Annotated in this window: 18 protein-coding genes; 3 read left to right on the top strand and 15 right to left on the bottom strand. The window is 67.7% G+C overall.

Going from position 1 to position 18007, the window contains the following annotated elements:
• Positions 1–664: 664 nt before the first annotated feature.
• The 8 genes from ABZX61_RS20810 to ABZX61_RS20775 form a co-directional block, all read right to left on the bottom strand.
• Entirely contained in the window at positions 665–1489 is an 825-nt protein-coding gene (locus tag ABZX61_RS20810) for a hypothetical protein (RefSeq protein ID WP_355196715.1), read from the bottom strand.
• A 319-nt stretch (positions 1490–1808) separates the two neighbouring features.
• Positions 1809–2672, bottom strand: a complete 864-nt coding sequence (locus tag ABZX61_RS20805) for an SDR family NAD(P)-dependent oxidoreductase (RefSeq protein WP_350730790.1) — start codon at positions 2670–2672, stop codon at positions 1809–1811.
• Between the two features lie 118 nt (positions 2673–2790).
• Positions 2791–3375: a dihydrofolate reductase family protein gene (locus ABZX61_RS20800; RefSeq protein WP_350730788.1), complete on the bottom strand. Its 585-nt coding sequence runs from the start codon at positions 3373–3375 to the stop codon at positions 2791–2793.
• 235 nt (positions 3376–3610) lie between these two features.
• Positions 3611–4117 (bottom strand): pyridoxamine 5'-phosphate oxidase family protein, encoded by a 507-nt coding sequence (locus ABZX61_RS20795; protein WP_350730786.1) that lies wholly within the window; start codon positions 4115–4117, stop codon positions 3611–3613.
• 714 nt (positions 4118–4831) lie between these two features.
• Positions 4832–5074 (bottom strand): hypothetical protein, encoded by a 243-nt coding sequence (locus ABZX61_RS20790; protein ID WP_355196712.1) that lies wholly within the window; start codon positions 5072–5074, stop codon positions 4832–4834.
• Positions 5075–5084: 10 nt separating this feature from the next.
• The gene (locus ABZX61_RS20785; protein WP_355196710.1) at positions 5085–7250 is read right to left on the bottom strand and encodes a hypothetical protein; all 2166 of its coding nucleotides are present in this window, start codon (positions 7248–7250) and stop codon (positions 5085–5087) included.
• A complete protein-coding gene (locus ABZX61_RS20780) occupies positions 7247–8833 on the bottom strand; it encodes a peroxidase family protein (RefSeq protein ID WP_355196708.1) in 1587 nt (528 codons plus the stop codon). Before ABZX61_RS20780 ends, ABZX61_RS20785 begins: the two co-directional genes overlap by 4 nt.
• 2 nt (positions 8834–8835) lie before the next feature.
• Positions 8836–10167, bottom strand: a complete 1332-nt coding sequence (locus ABZX61_RS20775) for a cytochrome P450 (RefSeq protein WP_355196706.1) — start codon at positions 10165–10167, stop codon at positions 8836–8838.
• Between the two features lie 217 nt (positions 10168–10384).
• Here ABZX61_RS20775 and ABZX61_RS20770 point away from each other — a divergent pair, with 217 nt between their 5' ends.
• The gene (locus tag ABZX61_RS20770) at positions 10385–11359 is read left to right on the top strand and encodes an acyl-CoA desaturase (protein WP_355196704.1); all 975 of its coding nucleotides are present in this window, start codon (positions 10385–10387) and stop codon (positions 11357–11359) included.
• A gap of 37 nt (positions 11360–11396) precedes the next feature.
• Here ABZX61_RS20770 and ABZX61_RS20765 read toward each other — a convergent pair whose 3' ends face one another.
• Positions 11397–11621 (bottom strand): phosphopantetheine-binding protein, encoded by a 225-nt coding sequence (locus ABZX61_RS20765; RefSeq protein ID WP_355196702.1) that lies wholly within the window; start codon positions 11619–11621, stop codon positions 11397–11399.
• Positions 11622–11658: 37 nt separating this feature from the next.
• Positions 11659–11955 carry a hypothetical protein gene (locus tag ABZX61_RS20760; RefSeq protein ID WP_355196700.1) on the bottom strand — a complete coding sequence of 99 codons (297 nt, stop codon included), beginning with the start codon at positions 11953–11955 and terminating at the stop codon, positions 11659–11661.
• A gap of 191 nt (positions 11956–12146) precedes the next feature.
• Between ABZX61_RS20760 and ABZX61_RS20755 the strand changes: the two genes are divergently transcribed.
• Both ABZX61_RS20755 and ABZX61_RS20750 read left to right on the top strand, forming a co-directional pair.
• Positions 12147–12581 (top strand): VOC family protein, encoded by a 435-nt coding sequence (locus tag ABZX61_RS20755; RefSeq protein WP_355196698.1) that lies wholly within the window; start codon positions 12147–12149, stop codon positions 12579–12581.
• Positions 12582–12717: 136 nt separating this feature from the next.
• The gene (locus tag ABZX61_RS20750) at positions 12718–13224 is read left to right on the top strand and encodes a pyridoxamine 5'-phosphate oxidase family protein (RefSeq protein WP_355196696.1); all 507 of its coding nucleotides are present in this window, start codon (positions 12718–12720) and stop codon (positions 13222–13224) included.
• A 342-nt stretch (positions 13225–13566) separates the two neighbouring features.
• On the opposite strand, the gene ABZX61_RS20745 is transcribed toward ABZX61_RS20750, so the two are convergent.
• From ABZX61_RS20745 to ABZX61_RS20725, 5 genes are all read right to left on the bottom strand, one after another.
• Positions 13567–13809: a hypothetical protein gene (locus ABZX61_RS20745; protein WP_355196694.1), complete on the bottom strand. Its 243-nt coding sequence runs from the start codon at positions 13807–13809 to the stop codon at positions 13567–13569.
• A 76-nt stretch (positions 13810–13885) separates the two neighbouring features.
• On the bottom strand, positions 13886–15307 hold the full coding sequence (locus tag ABZX61_RS20740; RefSeq protein WP_355196692.1) for an MFS transporter: 1422 nt from the start codon (positions 15305–15307) through the stop codon (positions 13886–13888).
• A 587-nt stretch (positions 15308–15894) separates the two neighbouring features.
• The gene (locus tag ABZX61_RS20735) at positions 15895–16287 is read right to left on the bottom strand and encodes a hypothetical protein (protein ID WP_355196690.1); all 393 of its coding nucleotides are present in this window, start codon (positions 16285–16287) and stop codon (positions 15895–15897) included.
• Positions 16288–16879: 592 nt separating this feature from the next.
• Complete coding sequence (locus ABZX61_RS20730) at positions 16880–17203, bottom strand: YciI family protein (protein ID WP_350730763.1); 324 nt, start codon at positions 17201–17203, stop codon at positions 16880–16882.
• A gap of 45 nt (positions 17204–17248) precedes the next feature.
• Positions 17249–17755, bottom strand: coding sequence for a dihydrofolate reductase family protein (locus ABZX61_RS20725; RefSeq protein ID WP_355196688.1), 507 nt, complete (start codon positions 17753–17755; stop codon positions 17249–17251).
• Between the last annotated feature and the right edge of the window lie 252 nt (positions 17756–18007).

Here is an 18007-nt window from a genome sequence, read left to right as displayed (position 1 = left end):
CGACGATGCCGCCGAGCGGCGCGGCGTAGCCGGGGGCGTTGTGGAACTCGGTGATGATGTCGCCGGTCGCGGAGTCGGTGTAGCGGATGTGGCGCTTGTAGGTGCTCCAGCGGTAGTAGTAGACGTCCTGGATCTCCCGGTCGGGCACCTCCAGGAAGGGGATGTTCGCCTCGTACCACTCCGGCTCGGCGTATCCGGCCAGCAGCGCCCGGTGGTCGAGGAAGGCGGTGCCCGGGCCGACCTCGGGGTATACCGGCGGGGGTTTCGGAGTGGCGGCGTTCGCCGGGGTGATGATCAGGGCGGTCGGCGCGACCAGCGCCGCGAGCATCGCGAGCGCCGCAGCCGTGCGTCTCATGGTCACCTCAAGCGTTCTCGGGGGGTGACAGTAGACCGCTCAGATCCGATCGCACACGTGGATCGAATCTGACCGATATTGACCACATATTGACCAGTCACGAGCGAAAACGCAAGATCTGTGGCACCGGAATACGAGGGTTCCTGAGAATCAAGCCTGGTCTTTTTCTGGGGCATCAGGCCCAGGCGCCGGCGGCCTCGCGCCGCTTGGCGGCGGCGCTTTCGGTTACGCCATGCGGGTGGTCCCGCGCGACGATCTGCTCGCCTCGAAGGTCGGGCTGGGGTCGTGGCCGTCGCCTGATGCGCCCGTTCAGTCGCCGACGGCCTGTACCGCGGCGGCGATCGGCTCGAGCCCTGCGGCCAGTTCGTCGAGCTCGTCCGCAGTGAGTACGTCGTACGCCGGGGCTGCCAGCTCGTCGGTGAGCTCCTCGATCCGCTGCCTGGTCTCCCGGCCGGCGTCGGTGAACCGGCCGGCGGTGTCCACGAGGCCGCGGCCGCGCAGCCCGTCGAGGACGGCGGTCAGCCGTGCCTTGGGCAGGTGGTGGATCCGGCCGAACTCCTCCGCCCGCATCCCGAGGGAAAGCGCCATGAGGACGTGGGACTCGATGCCGCCGATGCCGTGGGCGACAAGGGCGGCGTTGTGGCCGTCCCCGCGGTGCTCGCGCAGCAGTGTCGCCGCGTGCCAGAGCCTGGCCACCGGCTCCTCGGGTACGTCGAGTGCCCGTAGCCCGGCGTACAGCACTCGGCCCTCGGTCGGCGCGCTGAGCGCTGCTCGGGTGGCGAGGTCGGCGGCCCGTACCAGAGCGGGTGAGTCGGCGAGCTCTCTGATCCTTTGCCGCAGCGCGGCGGTGCTGCCCCGTTCGCGCACGGCGATCGCCTCCTGCGGGCTGATCTTCCCCCACACCCAGGGGATGTGGCGCGCCACCTCGCCGTCGGCGAAGTTGTAGAAGACCGCGTGCACCACCTCGGCCGGTGCCAGTCCTAGCGGCGCGGCCCGGCCGGCGAAGTATCCGTCCCAGTAGTTGCGCATGCCGACGGCCAGGAACGCCTCGTTGGCCACCTCGGAGAAGGTGACGGTGGCGATCGGCTCGATGAGTTCGAACATGCGGTGGATCTTGGCCTGAGGGTGCAGCATCGGTCGCATCTCCCTTAGTCGTGACAGCGCCCTCGTGGGCGGCTTCTTACCCCAACTACGAACGACGTGGCCCGGATCCGACAACTCTGATCGATTCGGCCAGGCAGCGTCGCAGTATCACCCGGACTCGGTCGCCCGCTCGGTCGCTGCGGTCCGGTTGCCGGCTGGGCCGGGCTCGGTCCGTGCTCACCACAGGTCATGTCGGCCATCCGTCTGCGTAGAGAGCCCACGTTCGCAGGTTCGGACGTACGCCGATGAGCCTGGACCAGCGGGAGCTGCCGCGACACCGTTCCTTGAGGCGGCGAACAGCCTCCAACGACTACGCTGGTTGGCAGTCCCTATCGGTGGTAAGGGGCGTCCCGTCGGAGACGCTGAGACTGACTTCACGCCAGGCCTCGTCGCTGGCGGCGAGTTCCCGTGCCGCCTGCTGCGCCAACGGCACGGCATCGGCGCCGAGCAGCAGGCGTAGGGGGGCATCGTCTCGGCCGACGATGTCTCGGACCACCTGGGCGACACGGCGCGCGCTCGTCGCCTCGTGACCGGAGGCGGCGCGCACCAGCTCGGCGAACGCTCCGATGGTCGGCTGGTACGGCGCGCTGGGCTGCGGGATCGTCATCGACGAGCCCGCCCAGTCGGTGCGCATTCCGCCCGGCTCGAGAACAGTGATCTTCACCCCGAACGGAGCGAGCTCATGGGCAAGGCCGCTGGAAAATCCAGTTACGGCCCACTTCGCCGCCTGGTAGGCAGTCAGACCAGGGGCGGAGAAGCGGGCACTGAGCGAAGAGACCTGGATGAGATGACCATTGCCCTGCCCGCGCAGGATCGGCACGACCGCCTTCGAAACGTTGACGACGCCGTAGAAGACGGTTTCGACCTGCGTCCGGAACGAGTCGATCGTCGTGTCCTCGAACGAGCTCAAGTCGCTATAGCCGGCGCTGTTGACGACGACATCGATGCGACCGAACCTCTCCACGGCCTGAGCAACCGCGCGCACAGCCGCGTCATAATCGGTCACGTCCAGCCGCAGCGGAAGCACCCCATCGCCGTAGGTGTCGAGGAGATCCCGCAACCGCTCCGGGTTGCGCGCCGTCGCCGCCACGCGATCACCCGCTTCGAGCGCGACCTCGACGAACGCGCGACCCAGACCGCGCGAACCTCCTGTCACGAACCACACCTTGGACATCGACACTCCTAGCTATTTGATCGACTCGCATGACAAGCTCGGTACTCCGGTGGACACGCCCGCACGTGTGCTCGACATCGACGCCGGTGGTGCTCCCGATCGCCTTCGAGCGCCGTGGTCACCGGCCGGCATCTGAGGTCACCCGGTAGCGCAGGTGCGTGACACCGGGCGCATCAATCACTCGGGTCAGCTCGAACTCGATGCGATCAGCGCCGAACAGCCGCCGCCCGTCACCGAGGACGACCGGGATCAGGTGGATCTCCAGCTCGTCGAGCAGGCCCTCGCGCAGCAGCGACTGGGCGAGCCCGGCACCGTGCACCATCACGTCCTTGCCGCCGGCGGCCGCCTTGGCCTCGCGCATCGCCGTTGCGACGTCGGGCACGTAGTGAACCCAGCCGCTCTGCGGCGCCGGCGGGACGCCACGCGTGGGTACGAAGATCGGCACCCCATGGTGATCACCGTGCCAGTGGCCGGCGTAGTCGAACGTCTTGCGACCCACAACGACCGCACCCGTCGCCATCGACTCGCCGAACACCTGCCCGCTCAGCCCCGGCGGGTCGAAGTACGGCGGATCGGAGACGGGCTCGCCGAGCCACTCGTGCAACCGGATACCGCCGATCCCGAGCCCGTTGCCCGGGCCGTCACCCGGACCGGTAATGAACCCGTCGAGCGACATCGACATGTACAACACGGACTTCGCCATCGGTTTCCTTCCTTGCCGGCGCAGGGCGAGTGCACCTGGCCTGACCATGTGGCCTGCCCGTACCGTCACCGGGATGTGAGGTGAACGGCCGGCCACTCACGTCGGAAAATGTCCTTGTTCGAGGCCTGCCGCAGCGTTGCTCCTACGGCAGGGGGATCCGTGGCGCGGCGAGCGGGACATGGCCGCTGTCGTCCACGCGATCGAGGCGCGCCGGGACGCCTGTCGCCGTCGAGCACTAGGCCGGATGGCGCCAGGGCATCACGGGCGCGCGGTGGTCGCCGGCGAGGCCGTGCACGGGGCACGGCTGGCGCGGCTCGCGGGGGCACAGCACGAACGCCTCGCTGATCGTCGCGCGATACAGGCGCCACGCCGCCGGTGCGGTGACGTCCTCGAGCGACACGGTGGCCCCACCCCGGGTGGGGTCTCCGGGGAAGATCTCGATACCGCGCTCCAGGTCACGGCCGGTCAGCTCGGCGGCAGAGCCGGACAGGTACACCGCCCGGCCATGGTAGGCCGGCACCGTCGAGTCGAAGATCACCATGCTCAGCCTGGGACGCGCGGCGAGGTTACGGGAGTGCTGCGTGTCGGGGCTGGACACCCAGAAGATCTCGGCGTAGTCGGCTGTCGCGAAGTAAACGGGCGATGTCCACGGGATGCCGTCGGCGTCGGCGGTGCCGAGGACCACGTACAGGTTGGCGTCCATCAGGCCACGGGCGTGGGCGTCCAGATCGACGTCGGTCATGACGCCGGCCCCTGCTGGACCCGGTGGATATCGGTCATCGTGACCTCCTTGCTCGACGGTGTACGGCCAGTCTGGCGGGCGGCACGCATCTGGACATCCGTGCTGAGCACTGAGCTGCTACGGAACGGTCACTGACGTACGCCATCCTGGTCGGCGTGGATCCGGTGGCCGAGCCGGCGCGCATCCGGTGCGCATGGGTGGCGCGTTCACCCTTGCACGCGCAGCGGCCAGACTGCGGATGCCGGGTGGCTTGCGGGAGCCGTCGCGGCAGAGGTGGTGGTGACGCGTTGGATCGTCATGCCCCAATCCTCTCCGTGCCCACCGACGACCAACAGATCAAAATGTCATCAGCCCAACGGACCCAAATGTCACCCGCCGTATTCCGGTCTCACACCTAGGAGGGGGCCGGCGGTGTGCTGGCCGCGACCACGGGCGAGCGGTTGTACTGGCAGGTCCGGGACGGGCTGGTGTGCTCTGAAGAAGTGCGGTTGGTGTCGCAGCCATGGAGGGAGGCTCTGATGGACGCACTGGCCTGAGCCGGGCGTGGTCCAGGGCGGTCCTTGGCCTCGTTGTTCACCGCTCAACCAAGCGGAGAGTCGAAGTTCAATTCAATGGTTTACTTTGTAAAGGGCGACGGTTTGTAAAAATTTCGATAGCCATAAAGCCAGCAAACATCAACCTCATCCATGGAGGACCGTCAACGCCTCGGCCCGGTTATGGGCTCGCCTCGTCCGCGTAGCGGCGCAGGCGGTGCGCGGCTGTCTCCAGGTCGGCGGCGGCCGCGGTGCAGGCTGCGAGGTGGGCGGTGACCGATGCGTGCAGCCAAGGCGGTGCCTCGCCGTCGGCCTTCAGCCGTGCCTGGATCGCGCGCAGGCGCTCGGCGCAGGCGGCGAGGGCGCGGGCGTCTGAGCGCAGGATTTCGGCGTGGGCGGTGATCGCGGCGATGTGGGCGGGCATGGTGCCTCCGTCAGATGGGCGGTACCGGGACGGCGGCGTCACGGAGCGTCTGGCGGGTGGTGGCTGACAGGCACAGCAGGGGGCGGGCGCCGTCGAGTCCCAGTTGGCGGAGCTGGTTGGCCAGTGGGTGGGTCGACTGTGGTTCGATGAGCAGCCGAAGTGATGGCGCTGGGTGGAGCCGGGATTGCCCGCGGGTCCGTATGGAGGATCGCAGCACGGTACCGGCGTCGCGTGTGTAGCCGACGAGGCCGGGGTCGTTCAGGGGTAGTCCCGGGCCGAGTCGTCCGCGCAGGGTGAGGATCTGGTCGGCGGTGACGTGGGCGGTGCGGGTGCTGAGCCGGAGTTCGAGGGGTGTCAGGTACGTCTGGCCGCCCCACAGTTGTGGGCCGAGGGCGCGGATGATCGTGGTGTCGACTGCGGAGCCGATGAGGAAGCTGCCGGAGTGGCGTAGGTCCGCTGCTCGCAGTAGGTCGGGCCAGGCGGTGATGCTGGCGCGTCGTCTCGGCGGGTTGGGCCACGAGCGTCGGTGGAAGGGGCCGGGTATGACGATGCCGATGTGCAGTTCTCCGTAGCGGCCGGCGCTGGTGTGTCGGTTCCAGGCGGTGTGTATGGCGATCAGTGTGCGGCCTGCCACGTGTACGGCGGGGCCGAGGCCTGTGCCTTCCAGTAGGTCGGCCGTGGTTGTCGGGTGTGCGGTGAAGTAGGCCGTGAGGGCGTTGCCGTCGCGGGATCTGATGGGTAGTTCGATGGTTCCTTCGGGGGTGTCCATGGGGTGGGTGGGCACGGTGAGGAAGGGGAACTCGTCGGGGTCGGGCGGTCGGTCGAACAGGAGGTATGCCTGGGAACGTACGACCTGTCCCCGGAAGGGTGTGAGGCGTTCGTCGATGTGGTCGCGGACTTCGGGGAGGTCGTGGGTGATGTTGGCGAGGTAGTGCTCGATGCTGTGGCAGTGGGGGAACAGGTGGGTGGAGTCGCCGTAGTCGACGACGTACCAGTCGGGGTGCAGGTCGAAGCAGGTGCCGGCGCCCTGTCCGTCGAGGGTGGGGATGATGTCGTGCTGGTTGGTGATGCTGGCCACCCAGGTGCGTGGGTCGGCGGGGTGTTTGAAGTCGATGGGTGAGCCGATGGCGACGGCGTGGGTGATGGCGTGGCGGGTGCAGAAGTCGGGGTCCTGCGCGAGGTTCATGATTGCTGCTCCGCCTGCGCTGTGCCCGATGAGTGCGAGTTCGGCGCCTGGAGGGGGTCCGTAGTCGGTGACGGCTTGGGCCAGGGCGCGGCTGTAGGGGCTGCTGGACAGGACGGCGCTGCTGAAGGCGCCGAGCAGGTCTTGGGGTGATTGGCTGTCGGGGCGTCCTACTCGCATGCCTGGTGCGTGGAGGACGTGGCGGATGACGCCGTCGGGTCCTTGGATGCTCTGGATGAGGGCTCGTCCGGTGGTGCCGATGGTGCTGATGTTGGTCAGGAAGCCGAGTAGTGATCCGTGTGTGCACAGTCGGGCGGACTCGGTTGTGGTCAGTTCGATTCGGCGTGCGGCGCCTTCTCCGGTGTCGAGGATGGCGATGGCTTTGTTGCTGATGCCGGTGATCGGGTCGGCGGTGGCGAAGCCTTTTCCTGTTGCGATGAGCCAGGCGGTGGTGTCGTTGAGTGGGTTCTCGTCGAGTAGTGCGCGTAGTGCGAGGACTTCGCCGAAGATTGGGGCGAGTTGGCTGAGTGCGTGTACTGTGCCGCGGTCTTTGAGCAGGGCGCGTAGGGCTCGGATGGACTCGAGGTCGCGGTCGGCGGCGGCTGCGTTGATGAGCCGGGTGAGCATGGGGTCTTCGGTGAGTTCGGGGTGGGTGAGTGCGACGGCTGCTATGCGTAGCCGGAGCGATGTGGCCAGTACGCGTATGGCCAGGCTTTCGGCGCCGAGTATGGCGCCGGCTTTGGCGGTGGCGGTGGCGAGTCGGTTGCCGGTGAATGCGTACCCGAGGCCTTGTTTGTTTGTTGTGGCTTTCAGCAGCGCGCGGTAGGCGGGTTGGGCTGCGGAGGGGGCGTGGGGTAGGGCGCGTAGCAATGTGCTGTCGGTGAGTGCGGTGGTGGTGTGTGTTGCTGCGTCCTGGATGGTGATGGCGATGTCCACGAGTTCGCGGGCCATGGTGCGTAGTCGTGCGGTGGTCGGGTCGTTCTCTGCGGTCATGATGGGGTCCGGTGGGACATGCTGACGTGGCGGGGGGTGGGGTCTTCCGGTGTGTTGCGGCGCAGGATGTCCGAGAGTGTGCGGGTGGTGGCGAGGACCCGTATGCCTTGGGGGGAGAAGGTGGCGGCGTTGAAGATTCGCGGGGCCAGCAGGGGGTTGGTGAGTGCTTGGGAGAAGGCGTCGATGGCGATGATTTTGGTGAGGAGTGGGGGCAGGATCGCGGTGGGGGATCCGGGTTCTTCGGCGAACAGGCCGACGTACAGGTCGATGTCGTCGACGTCGTGGTAGAGCTCGCGCAGTGCGCTGCTGACCCGCTGGTCGCTGGAGATCTGCTCGAAGGTGCGCACTTTGGGGAAGCGGCAGTGTTCGCGGTAGCTGTTGTAGGGGGCCAGGTCGAGTGCTCGGGAGTCGGCGATGCTGGCCACGTCGATCTCGCGTAGGACGGGGTCGGTGTTGAACAGGCTGATGCGGCCGGCCCGTTGGCGGGAGGCGTCTTCGAAGAGTCGTCCGAGGCCGGGGCCGGGGATCAGTGCGCTGCCGAAGAAGGTTTGGGTCATCGGCAGGTCGTGCCCGCCTACTGACAGGTGGGACGGGATCAGGCTGTGCCAGCGGTAGACGAGGTTGAACTCCACCGAGGCCCAGTTCTGCCGGTGCCAGGGTGCGTGGGCCAGTGTCGCCGACAGCCGGGGGTCGAGGGTGAATCGGAAGTGGTAGGGGGTGATGTGGTTGATGTATTCCTCGACGACCAGTTTGATGAGCAGCACGATGAGGATGTTGCGGGCCGTTTGGAAGAGTCGCTCGTCGTCCCAGTGCGGGTGTTCCTGTGTGAGCAGCCGGGCGATCCTGTTGTGCTCACGTAGGAACAGCACGGTGAGCATGGTGAAGCCGATCTGGCCGTTGCCGCGGTCGCTGCCGGTGGCGAACAGCGTGTCGCGTTGGGCGTCGGTGAGCTGGTCGAAGCGGATGACGCTGAGCGGGGTGAACTCCGGCTTGATCTTGCCGTTCTCGCACAGGTAGGGCGGGAACTCGCCGCCGTTGAGGAGTTGGCTCTTGAGCAGTCCGCCGTCGAAGGTGCGTAGTGCGGCCGTCGCGGCTTCGTTGAGGCCGTATACCTGGTTCAGGTCGATGTGGTGGTTGGAGCTGTTCTTGCGTGGGTCGCGCGGGGTGTTGGTGTCGCCGCGCAGGAATCCGTCGGTGAACCATTGGGCGAAGTACGCGAAGAGCACGGTGGAGCGCGGGCAGGGGATCATGGATTCGCCGCGGGTGAACAGGTTGCCGGCGCTTTCGGGCGTGGGACGGTTCTCTTCGGTGGCGGGGACCGGGGGCAGGTGTCTGCCGCTGTAGGTGCGGTCGGTCAGGGAGGTCCACGAGGTGTAGTCGGCCATGGTGCTCAGCGGCTCGGGGCGTGGTGGCATCTCGCGGATGGCGTGGTCGATCAGTGAGGCGTTGATCCGGCGCCGGATCGGCCGGCTGCTCTGGAGGAGGTCCCAGATGGGCCGGCCGTTGGTCAGGGCCAGGAATCTGAGCCGGTTGGCGAGGCCATCCGTGGCGATGGTGCGTGCGCGTGATCGGCTTGCCGCCATCGTCAGCCTTCCCGCCCGTCGGTGCGGAGCTCTTCGGTTCCGAGCTCTTCGGTGCCGAGCGCGAGGGTGAAGGTGTCGGGGAAGATCCCGAGTGTTCGTTCGACGTGGCCCGCGGGTGGCGGGAGCGGGCGCACGCCGGGGCGTAGGAGCAGGCGGCGTACGGTCTCGGCGATCACTACGTCGGCGACGTGTACGCCGAGGCAGGCGTGGTGGCCGGAGCCGAAGAACAGGTGATGGTGGCGGGGGCGGTCGAGGCGGAATTCGTCGGGTTCCGGCACCACGGCCGCGTCGAACATGGCGGAGGCCGGTGCCGCGAGCACGAAGGTGCCCGCGGGGATCAGCGTGCTGCGCGGGGTGCCGGCGGCCAGGACGTGGTCTCGTTCGCACAGCCGGGGAAGGAGTTTGAAGAACGGGCTGAACCGTAGTGCCTCCCAGACGTACGGGTCGAACTGTTCGGGGTCTGCGGCGGCGGCCGTGGCCTGGGCGAGCATGTGCGGGCGTAGCAGGAGTTGCTCGACCGCCTCGACCATGGCTCCTGGCGCGCTTTCCACGAAGCCCAGTGGCAGTCCGGCCATGTTGATCACGATGCGGTCGTCGGTCACGGAGGCGCCGGTGGGCAGGGAGGAGCTGGCTAGGCGGGTGAAGATGTCGTCGGGGAGGTCGCGTCCGGCTCGCAGGGTGGCCCGGTGGTCGGCGAGGCGGTTTCGCAGGTATGCGACCAGTTCGGTGCCTGCTGTGACGGAGGCGGCCTGGATCTGCGGGTCTCCGTGGAAGTTGGCGAAGCCGTCGGCGACGATGGCGCGGGTCCATCGGCCCAGAGTCTGCGGGTCGGGGCCGGGTATGCCGAAGTATCGTGCGCACACGCCGAGGGCAACGGGGCGGAACAGCCCGTTGACCGTTTCGAGGTGTCCGTCGGGTGGGGCGGCGTCGAGCAGTTCGTCGGCGAGGCGGCCGGTCAGCTCGCGGACGTCGGCCGCGTCGCGCGGGTCGAGCATGAGCTGCATCAGGCCTTTTTCGCGCCAGTTCATCGGGGTGGCGTCCCGGCCCAGCATGAACGGGGCGCCCAGTGCGGCGTCGAGGCGGGGGCCGAAGGCGCGTACCGAGAAGACCTGCTCGTGGGAGAGCACTTCGGTGACGTCGGCGAAGCGGGTCACGACCGTGAAGGCGGGTGTGGCGAAGATGGGGCGGCGCTCACGCAGCTCGGCGAACAGGGTCCGCCAGTCGGTACGCATCCACTCCCGGACCAGGCTGAACGCGGACATCGGGTCCCGGGCCAGCGCCTCGTCGTATCTCTCGAGATGGCCGCCCGTGGTCGCCTGATCGACAGCACCCATTCCGTGGACCTTCCGCCTGATGTCGGAGCGCACAATGATGATCACGTTGTGCAATCACAATCTAGGGATGCGTCGCGCCTTTTCTTCATGACGACCGAGTGCAGTGTTTTGCTTCCTCAGGGTAATCGCTCCGTTACTGTCAGGACATTGCCGCAGTCCATGGGCCTGGCCGTTCAATTAGGAGCCTGATCGTCCTGTACCGCTCATGGGAGGAAACGTGTCGTCACCCATGCCGCAGCCGGGTACGGCGGAGACGGTGACGGTCACCACCGGCCGCCGCACCGCGTATCTGGTCGTCCTGGTCGTGCTGCCTGTGTTGCTGCTGGCCCTGGCGGTGCCGGCCGCCTGGGGGTGGGGTATCGGCCTTCGCGACCTGGTCATCGCGGTGGTGATGTATCTGGTGAGCATCTTCGGGATCGCCATCGGCTACCACCGTCTCTTCACGCACCGCGCGTTCAAGGCCAACCGGGGGCTGCGGATCGCGCTCATGCTGGCCGGCGGCATGGCCGTCGAGGGTCCTGTCACGCTGTGGGCCGCCGAGCACCGCCGCCACCACAAGTACGCCGACCGCGAAGGTGACCCGCACTCGCCGTGGCGTTACGGCGACGGCGGCCTGGCACTGCTGCGTGGCATGCTGCATGCTCACATCGGCTGGTTCTACACGGCCCATCAGCGCTCCAGCCGTCGGCATTGGGTGCCGGACCTGCTGGCCGACCCGGATGTGCGGCGTTTCGACGCCGCCTACCCGGCGGTGGTCGTCCTGTCGTTCGCGCTCCCGGCCGCCGCGGGCGGGCTGTGGTCGATGTCGTGGTCGGGCGTGTGGAGCGCGTTCCTGTGGGGTGGTCTGGTCCGCTATGCCGTGGTGCATCACGTCACCTGGTCGGTGAACTCGATCGCGCACACCTTCGGCGACCGTCCGTTCCGTACCAGGGATCGTTCGTCGAACGTGTGGTGGGTGGCGATGTTGACGCTCGGCGAAGGCTGGCACAACTGGCATCATGTGGAGCCGACGTGTGCCCGGCACGGTGTGCTCAGGGGCCAGTTCGACCCCAGTGCGCGGCTGATCCGCTGGTTCGAGCGGGCGGGCTGGGCTCACGGCGTACGCTGGCCGAACCCCGACCGCCTGACGACCCACCGCACCGACCTCAGTCCGGACCACAGCCCCGATAGCGGGGCCGACTCCCTGCGATGACGTGATGGCCATCGGGCGCCCAGCGCCCGGTGCCCGCTCAGGCGGGTCTCTCGGGGTTGTCGAGGATGAGCCGCACCGGCACCGTCTGGCCCAGGGTGTCGCGCAGGCGGGAGGCCATCCGGATCGCGAGCAGTGAGTGGCCGCCGAGGTCGTAGAAGTCGTCGTGCTGCCCGATCCGCTCCAGGTCGAACACGTCGCACCAGATGGCGGCGATCAGTTCTTCGGCGGCTCCGCGTGGCCGGGTGTCGGCTGTGTCGCTCATCTCGCCGGCCCTCCGAGCGTCGGCTCGGCAGTGGTGTTCATGATCGGCTCCAGACGCTGTAGAGGCCGCCGTTGCCGGTGATGAGGAAGTCGAGGTCGGTGCTGCGCAGCCAGGTGTCGCCGAGCGCCGCCGGGTCGGCTCCCGGGCGTCCGGTGTCGGCGGCGAGCTGTGACCAGAGTCCGTCCAGCCGTTGTCCGGCGGCGGCGCAGGCGATGTCGGCCAGGTCGAGCGCGGTCGGGTTGCCGCGCTCCGCGAGGTCGGCCGCGCGGGCGAGCACCACGGAGATGCCGAGCAGTAAGGCGATGGGATCCCATGGTCTTGACCGAACATCCAACGGACCTGGCTCTGACCTGCAGTGGGTGTGTTGGGGCGGGGCGCGCCTACGAGCAGCGGCTCGATCGCCGAAAAAAGTCAGGGCACGAGCCGTGGAGGATGTCGAGAATGCGATGCCGGCTCCGTCCCAGGAACACCAGTGGCCACGAACCGGCCGCGTGATGAAGGAGACCGAGCATGACAATCCAGCGGATGGACAACGTCCTCATCGTTGTCGACGACCTTGACGCCGCCATCGCGTTCTTCGTCGAACTCGGCATGGAGTTGGAGGGCAGGGCGCCGATCGAGGGGCGTTGGGCGGAGCAGGCGGAGCGTGTCATCGGGCTCAACGGGGTTCGGCAGGAGGTCGCGATGCTGCGGATCCCGGGCGGCGTCGGCGGGATCGAGCTGGCGATGTTCCACAGGCCGAAGGCGATCAGCACCGAGCCGAAGGACGCGCCGGCCAACACGCTGGGCATTCGCCGCGCCATGTTCGTCGTCGACGACATTGAGGACGTCATTGCCCGCCTGCGCCCCCACGGCGCCGAACTCGTCGGCACGCTGGAGCAGTACGAGGACAGCTACCGGCTCTGCTACGTCCGCGGCCCCGAGGGCATCATCGTCGGCCTGGCCCAGCAACTCGGCTGACGGTCCGTCGCGGCCGACCAGGGCGATCCGGCTCGCGCACACCAGACGCATGTCCTTTCCCGCCATCAGCAATCACCCTTGATCCCGCAAGCCCGGAGAAAAGCCGGGGCGGATCAAGAAAAAGATCATAGGAGAAATGACCGTGGAGCCGAACGAGGTAACCGAGGTTCTGAACCGGCCGCTCAGCCGGGAACTGCTGGCCCGCGACGTGACCCGCCTGGCCTATGTCGCCAAGGACGGCACACCCCGCAACATCCCGATCATCTTTGCCTGGAACGGCTCGGAGATCGTCATGAGCACTCCGAAGAACGCTCCGAAGCTCCAGGCTTTGAGCGAGAACCCGATGGTCGCCCTGACGATTGACACCGAGGTGCACCCGCCCAAGATCTTGCTCATCCGCGGCCGGGCCGAGCTGGACTTCGTCGATGGCATCCCGGACGAATATCTCCAGGCGACCAGCACCTACGAGATGACGCCCGAGCAACGAGTCGAGTGGGAGGCGGAGGTGCGCTCCCTCTATCACGACGGCATGGTCCGGATCGTGGTGACTCCGACGTGGGCGAAGCTGATCGACTTCGAGACGACCCTGCCGAGCGCGGTCGAGGAGCTGATCCGGCAGCGGGAAGAGCGTCGGTCCGCCTGAGCACCGCCCGGTCGCCCACGCCTCAACCCCCACCGCGGTGCGCGGAAAGGCCTGCTCCTGCGGGCCGCGGCGGGTGCCGATCGAGAAGAGGCGATCCGACACGGCTGGTTCTGGGGCGCCACCATGTCCTGAGACGCGAAGTGGCTCTCCCCGTGCCCGTTCGTGGCCGCCCCGGAGTGCGCGGATTCGATAATTCTCGGCGCGAATACCTACGCCCAGGCCAAGGACTACTGGCCGTACGCCGACGAGCAGGGCGAGTACGGCGAGAAGCTCGACAACCTCACCAAGTTCGCCGCCTCGTCGAAGCTGGATGACGCCCCCCGGCCGCCATCATCCGGGAGCTCAAGGAGCAGAGAAGAACCGGATGCCAGAGATGCTGCTCGCCGCGATCGCCTCCACCGCGGCCACGTACTGGTCGACCTTCGCGGCCGTGGCCGCGTTCAGCTCCTGGACCTGCCAGCGCTCGCCGGTCTTGACCCACAGCCACCGGTCATCGCACTGCTCTCCGAACACCTGCCGCTGCGCGCGGGGTTTTGATTGGGGATCCGGTCGATCGCTTTGTGGTTGGCGGTGGTGGTCAGCCACGTGGCGATGATGGCCGGCCGATGGGTTAGGGGGTACCCCTGTCGGCCGGCCATCCTCGCCACGTTTGGCCGGTTGCTCACTGGTGGGGTTCGGACGGTGCCTTGCGGGGCATCAGGGCGACGACCGGGAGGCTGAGGGCGGTGACGGCCAGAACGACGATGAGACTGACTTTCATCGCGTGGGCCAGTCCGGAGGTTGCGGCTTTGAAGAAGATCGAGGTGATCGCGGCCGAGCCGATCGCTGATGCGAGTTGCTGGATCGAGCTGAGCGAGCCGCTGGCGCTGCCGGCTTCGTCAGGTTTCGCGTCGCCGAGAGCGACGACGGGGATCGTGGCGAAGCTGAGGCCAATGCCGATGCCGATGACGAAGAACGCCGGGGCCAGCGTCCAGAGGCTGACGTTCGTCCCGGAGTAAGCGACGAGGACCAGTACCCAACCGCAACCGACGAGGTCGACGGTGAGGCCGATGAAGACGAGCCGGCGACCGAGCTTGGCGACCAGGCCACCCATGGCGGCGAACCCGGCGGCGACGAGCCCCAGGGTGAGCGGCACCAGGCCGAGCGAGGTGTCTCTCGGGCTGGCGTGCAGCCCTTCCTGCAGGAACAGCGACAGCACGAAGAGCAGGCCGGTGCCGGCGGCGACGGCGACCAGGCACACGAGCAATCCGGAAGTGAAACCCCGGTTCTTCATGAGCGAGGGCTTGATGAGCGGTTGGGTCGCGGTGCGCTGACGGTAGGCGAAGGCAGCGAAGAACAGGACGCCGACGACGATCGAGACGATCGGGATGACGCCCCAGCCGTTGGTCGAGCCCTCGATCAGGCCGTACAGCAGCCCGAGCATGGTAGCCCCAAGCATGCCGGAGGCCCAGCCGTCGACGACGGTGGACCGGTCGGCGTCGTCGTCTCGCGGCAGGATCTTGACGGCCATGATCAGCCCGACGCCGCCGAGGATGATGTTGATGAGGAAGATCGGGCGCCAGGACAGACCAAACAGATCGGCGCTGATGAGGAATCCGGCCAGGACCGGGCCGCCGACACTGGAGAGGCCGAGAACCGGGCCGAACAGCCCGAACGCCGTGGCGAGCATGTCGCGGCTGAACGCTTTCGTCATGATCGCCATGCCTTGTGGGATGAGCAGAGCCCCGAAGGCTCCCTGAGCAACCCGGGCAGCGATGAGCAGGGCCGGGTCAGGTGAGAGCCCGGCGACCGCCGAAGCCAGGGTGAACCCGCTCATGCCGATCAGGAAAAGCCTGCGTTGGCCGAACTTGTCCCCCAGCCGTCCGCCGACCACGAGCAGGACACCCATGGCGAGCATGTACGCCGTTCCCAACCACTTGATCAGACTTTCACCGCCGTGGAGCTCGCGGGCGATGGTGGGGGCGGCGATGTTCGTGACGGTTGCATCGATCACGTCGAGGGCGTCGGCAAGCAGCACCAGCCCCAGGATCGCCCACATCAGGCGGCTGGAGCGGCGTGTGGTGACCGTGCTCGGCTCCGTCAAGGTAGTCACGAGGAACGTCCTTCCGTTACCCGGGGCGCCCCTCCTGGGCGGCCTCTCACCCCCACTACGAACACCCCCGCCCCGATCCGACACCGCCCACAAAAGATTTCGTCGAGATCTTCCGGCGCGTGTGTCGTTAGCGAGCCGACCACGGTGCGGTGGAGGCACCTCCGCACGCTTCTCAGCCGCGTGCAACCGCTGGAGATGTCGCGGCGCTCTCCGGGATCGCCATGTCAGGCCCGGTATGACGATCGCCGCGGCCAGTACATGACCACCTGCGAGCAGGAGCCTGGCCGATGTAGTCGTGTGGCTCGGAGCAGGCGCGAGTGCGACCCGGACGAAGGTCTGTTGCGGCCGGGCGGCTCGATGCACGACACCCACCGCAAGGACGGATCCCAATGCGGTGCACAGGACGACGCCGAACCGGGAGTCGACAACAGGACGCGTCTCTACGGCCGCCGCAACCCGGCGCCTCCGAATCCTGCGCCATTGCTCGGCGAGAAGGGTTGGCGTCTGAACATGTCAATAGTGCAGCGTTCCGCGTCGCCTTTCATCGCTGTATCAAGTGCGCTCCTCAAACGCGGGCGCTACTGCAGTTGGGCGCGGCGGCGGGTGAGGTAGGCGGTATCGCCGGTGTTGCCGGCCAGCTCGATGGCCCGGTCGTAGGCCGCGCGTGACTGCTGACTTTGGCCCAGCCGGCGCAGCAGGTCGGCGCGGGTGGCGTGATAGGCGTGATAGCCGGTCAACCTGGGCTCAAGACGGTCTACGGCCGTCAGTGCCACCTCCGGGTCGTCGAGCTCGGCCACGGCGATGGCCCGGTTGAGGGCGATGATCGGCGAGGGGTCGAGGTGGACGAGCTGGTCGTAGAGGGCGAGGACCTGCGACCAGTCGGTGTCGCGGATGCGGTCCTGCTCGGCCAGGGGGACCAGTTCGACGCCGGCCGGGACCCGGGCGGGGCGGCGGGCCTCGGTGAGGAGCATCAGCGCCAGCAGGCCGGCCGCTTCTTCGTCCGCCCTCGTTGAAGATGAGAAACAGGACGGCCAGGACGCCGGAGACGCGTGCCGGGAGATCGTCGGCGGACGGCATCCGATGGGAGATGCGTGCCGCCTTGATCTTGGCCTTCACGCGGGTGATGCGCTGCTCCATGGTGGTGCCCTGTACCAGGAAGGCACGGGCGATCTCGGGCACGGTCAGACCGCCGACCATGCGCAGTGTCAACGCCAGGCGGGCTTCCACCGCCAGCGCCGGGTGACAGCAGGTGAAGATCAGCCGGAGCCGGTCGTCGTCGATGGCGCCGACAGGCTCGGGCGGGGCGTCGTCGTGCACCATCTGAGCCTCCTTGTGCTTGTCGTCGCGCTTGTTCTCGCGCCGGATCCGGTCGATGACCTTGCGGCTGGCGGTGGTGGTCAGCCACGTGCCCGGGTTGGGGGCACGCCGTCGGGCGGCCACCGCTCGACGGCGGTCGTGAACGCCTCGCCCGCTGCCTCCTCGGCGACCGAAGCGCCTGGTCAGGGTGCCACCACCCGCGCCAACTCGTCGTGGTGGGCCCGGATGATCACCCCTCGACGTCGCTCACTGGAACGGCCGCACCTCGATCTTCCGATCGCAGACCTTCGACGCCTCGGCGGCGAGCTTGAGCGCCACATCCAGATCGGGGGCCTCCCACACCCAGACGCCGGCGAGGTACTCCTTCGACTCCACGAAAGGCCCGTCGCTGAACACCGCCTGCTCTCCCCGGTTGTCGATGACAGTGGCCGCGTCGGTGTCCGCGAGTCCGCCCGCGAAAACCCAGTAGCCCTCGGCGATCAGTCGTTCGTTGAACGCGCTGATGGCAGGCAGCCTGTCCGTGCTGCCGGGATTGCTCTTGTCATCGATCACGGAAACCAGGTACCGCATCTGAGGATCATCTCCTGTGGTGTCAAGACAGCGTGGTCAGGGACTTCAGACCCTTGCATACCGTGGGCGCCCGGCCGGCCGGTAGACCTGGATCGTCACGCCCTTGGAGTCGACCCGCGACTCGACCAGGTCGAGCGCAAGATCCGGACCGGTCTCCGGGAACGGTCTCGTGCCCTGGCCGAGAATCACCGGGACCACGATCAGAGTCATCTCGTCGACCAGATCGTTCTCCAGCAGCCACCGGGTCAGGGTGCCACTGCCGTGCATCTGCAGCTCACCCCCGGGTTTGGCCTTCAGCTCACTGATGGCCGCCGCGAGGTCACCGCGGAGAACGGTCATGTCCTCCCAGCGCGGCGCGGTGAGCGTGGTCGAGGCAACGTACTTGGGGGCCTCGTTCAAGGCCACACCGACGGGATGTGCGCGCATCCGGCCGATCGATCCCCAGGAGCCGGCGAACAAGTCGTAGGTGGGCCGGCCGAACAGGAACGCCTCGGCGCGCCGGTAGGTCTGCGTGATGAACGTCCTGGTCTCATCGTCACCCGCCCCTTCCACCTCGGCGCCGCCCCCTTGCGGGCGGCCTCACCCCTGCTACGAACACCACCGCCCCGATCCGACACCGCCTCCCGGATTTCGTTGAAGAACTGTCCGGGACGCCGATCGTCAGCGATCCGACAGCACGACAGTTTCGCGGCGACCGTGCTTCACCTCCTCAAGCGCGAGCAGTGCGGACAAGCTCGTGGACCAGGTCGATCGCGAAGATCCTGACCAGTGGTGGCGGGCGTCGAACGGCTCGGGCGCGTGGGC

It is taken from the genome of Nonomuraea sp. NPDC003709, assembly GCF_040610775.1.
GTDB classification, from domain to species: Bacteria; Actinomycetota; Actinomycetes; order Streptosporangiales; family Streptosporangiaceae; genus Nonomuraea; species Nonomuraea angiospora_A.
This window is presented reverse-complemented; position numbering and strand designations above follow the sequence as displayed.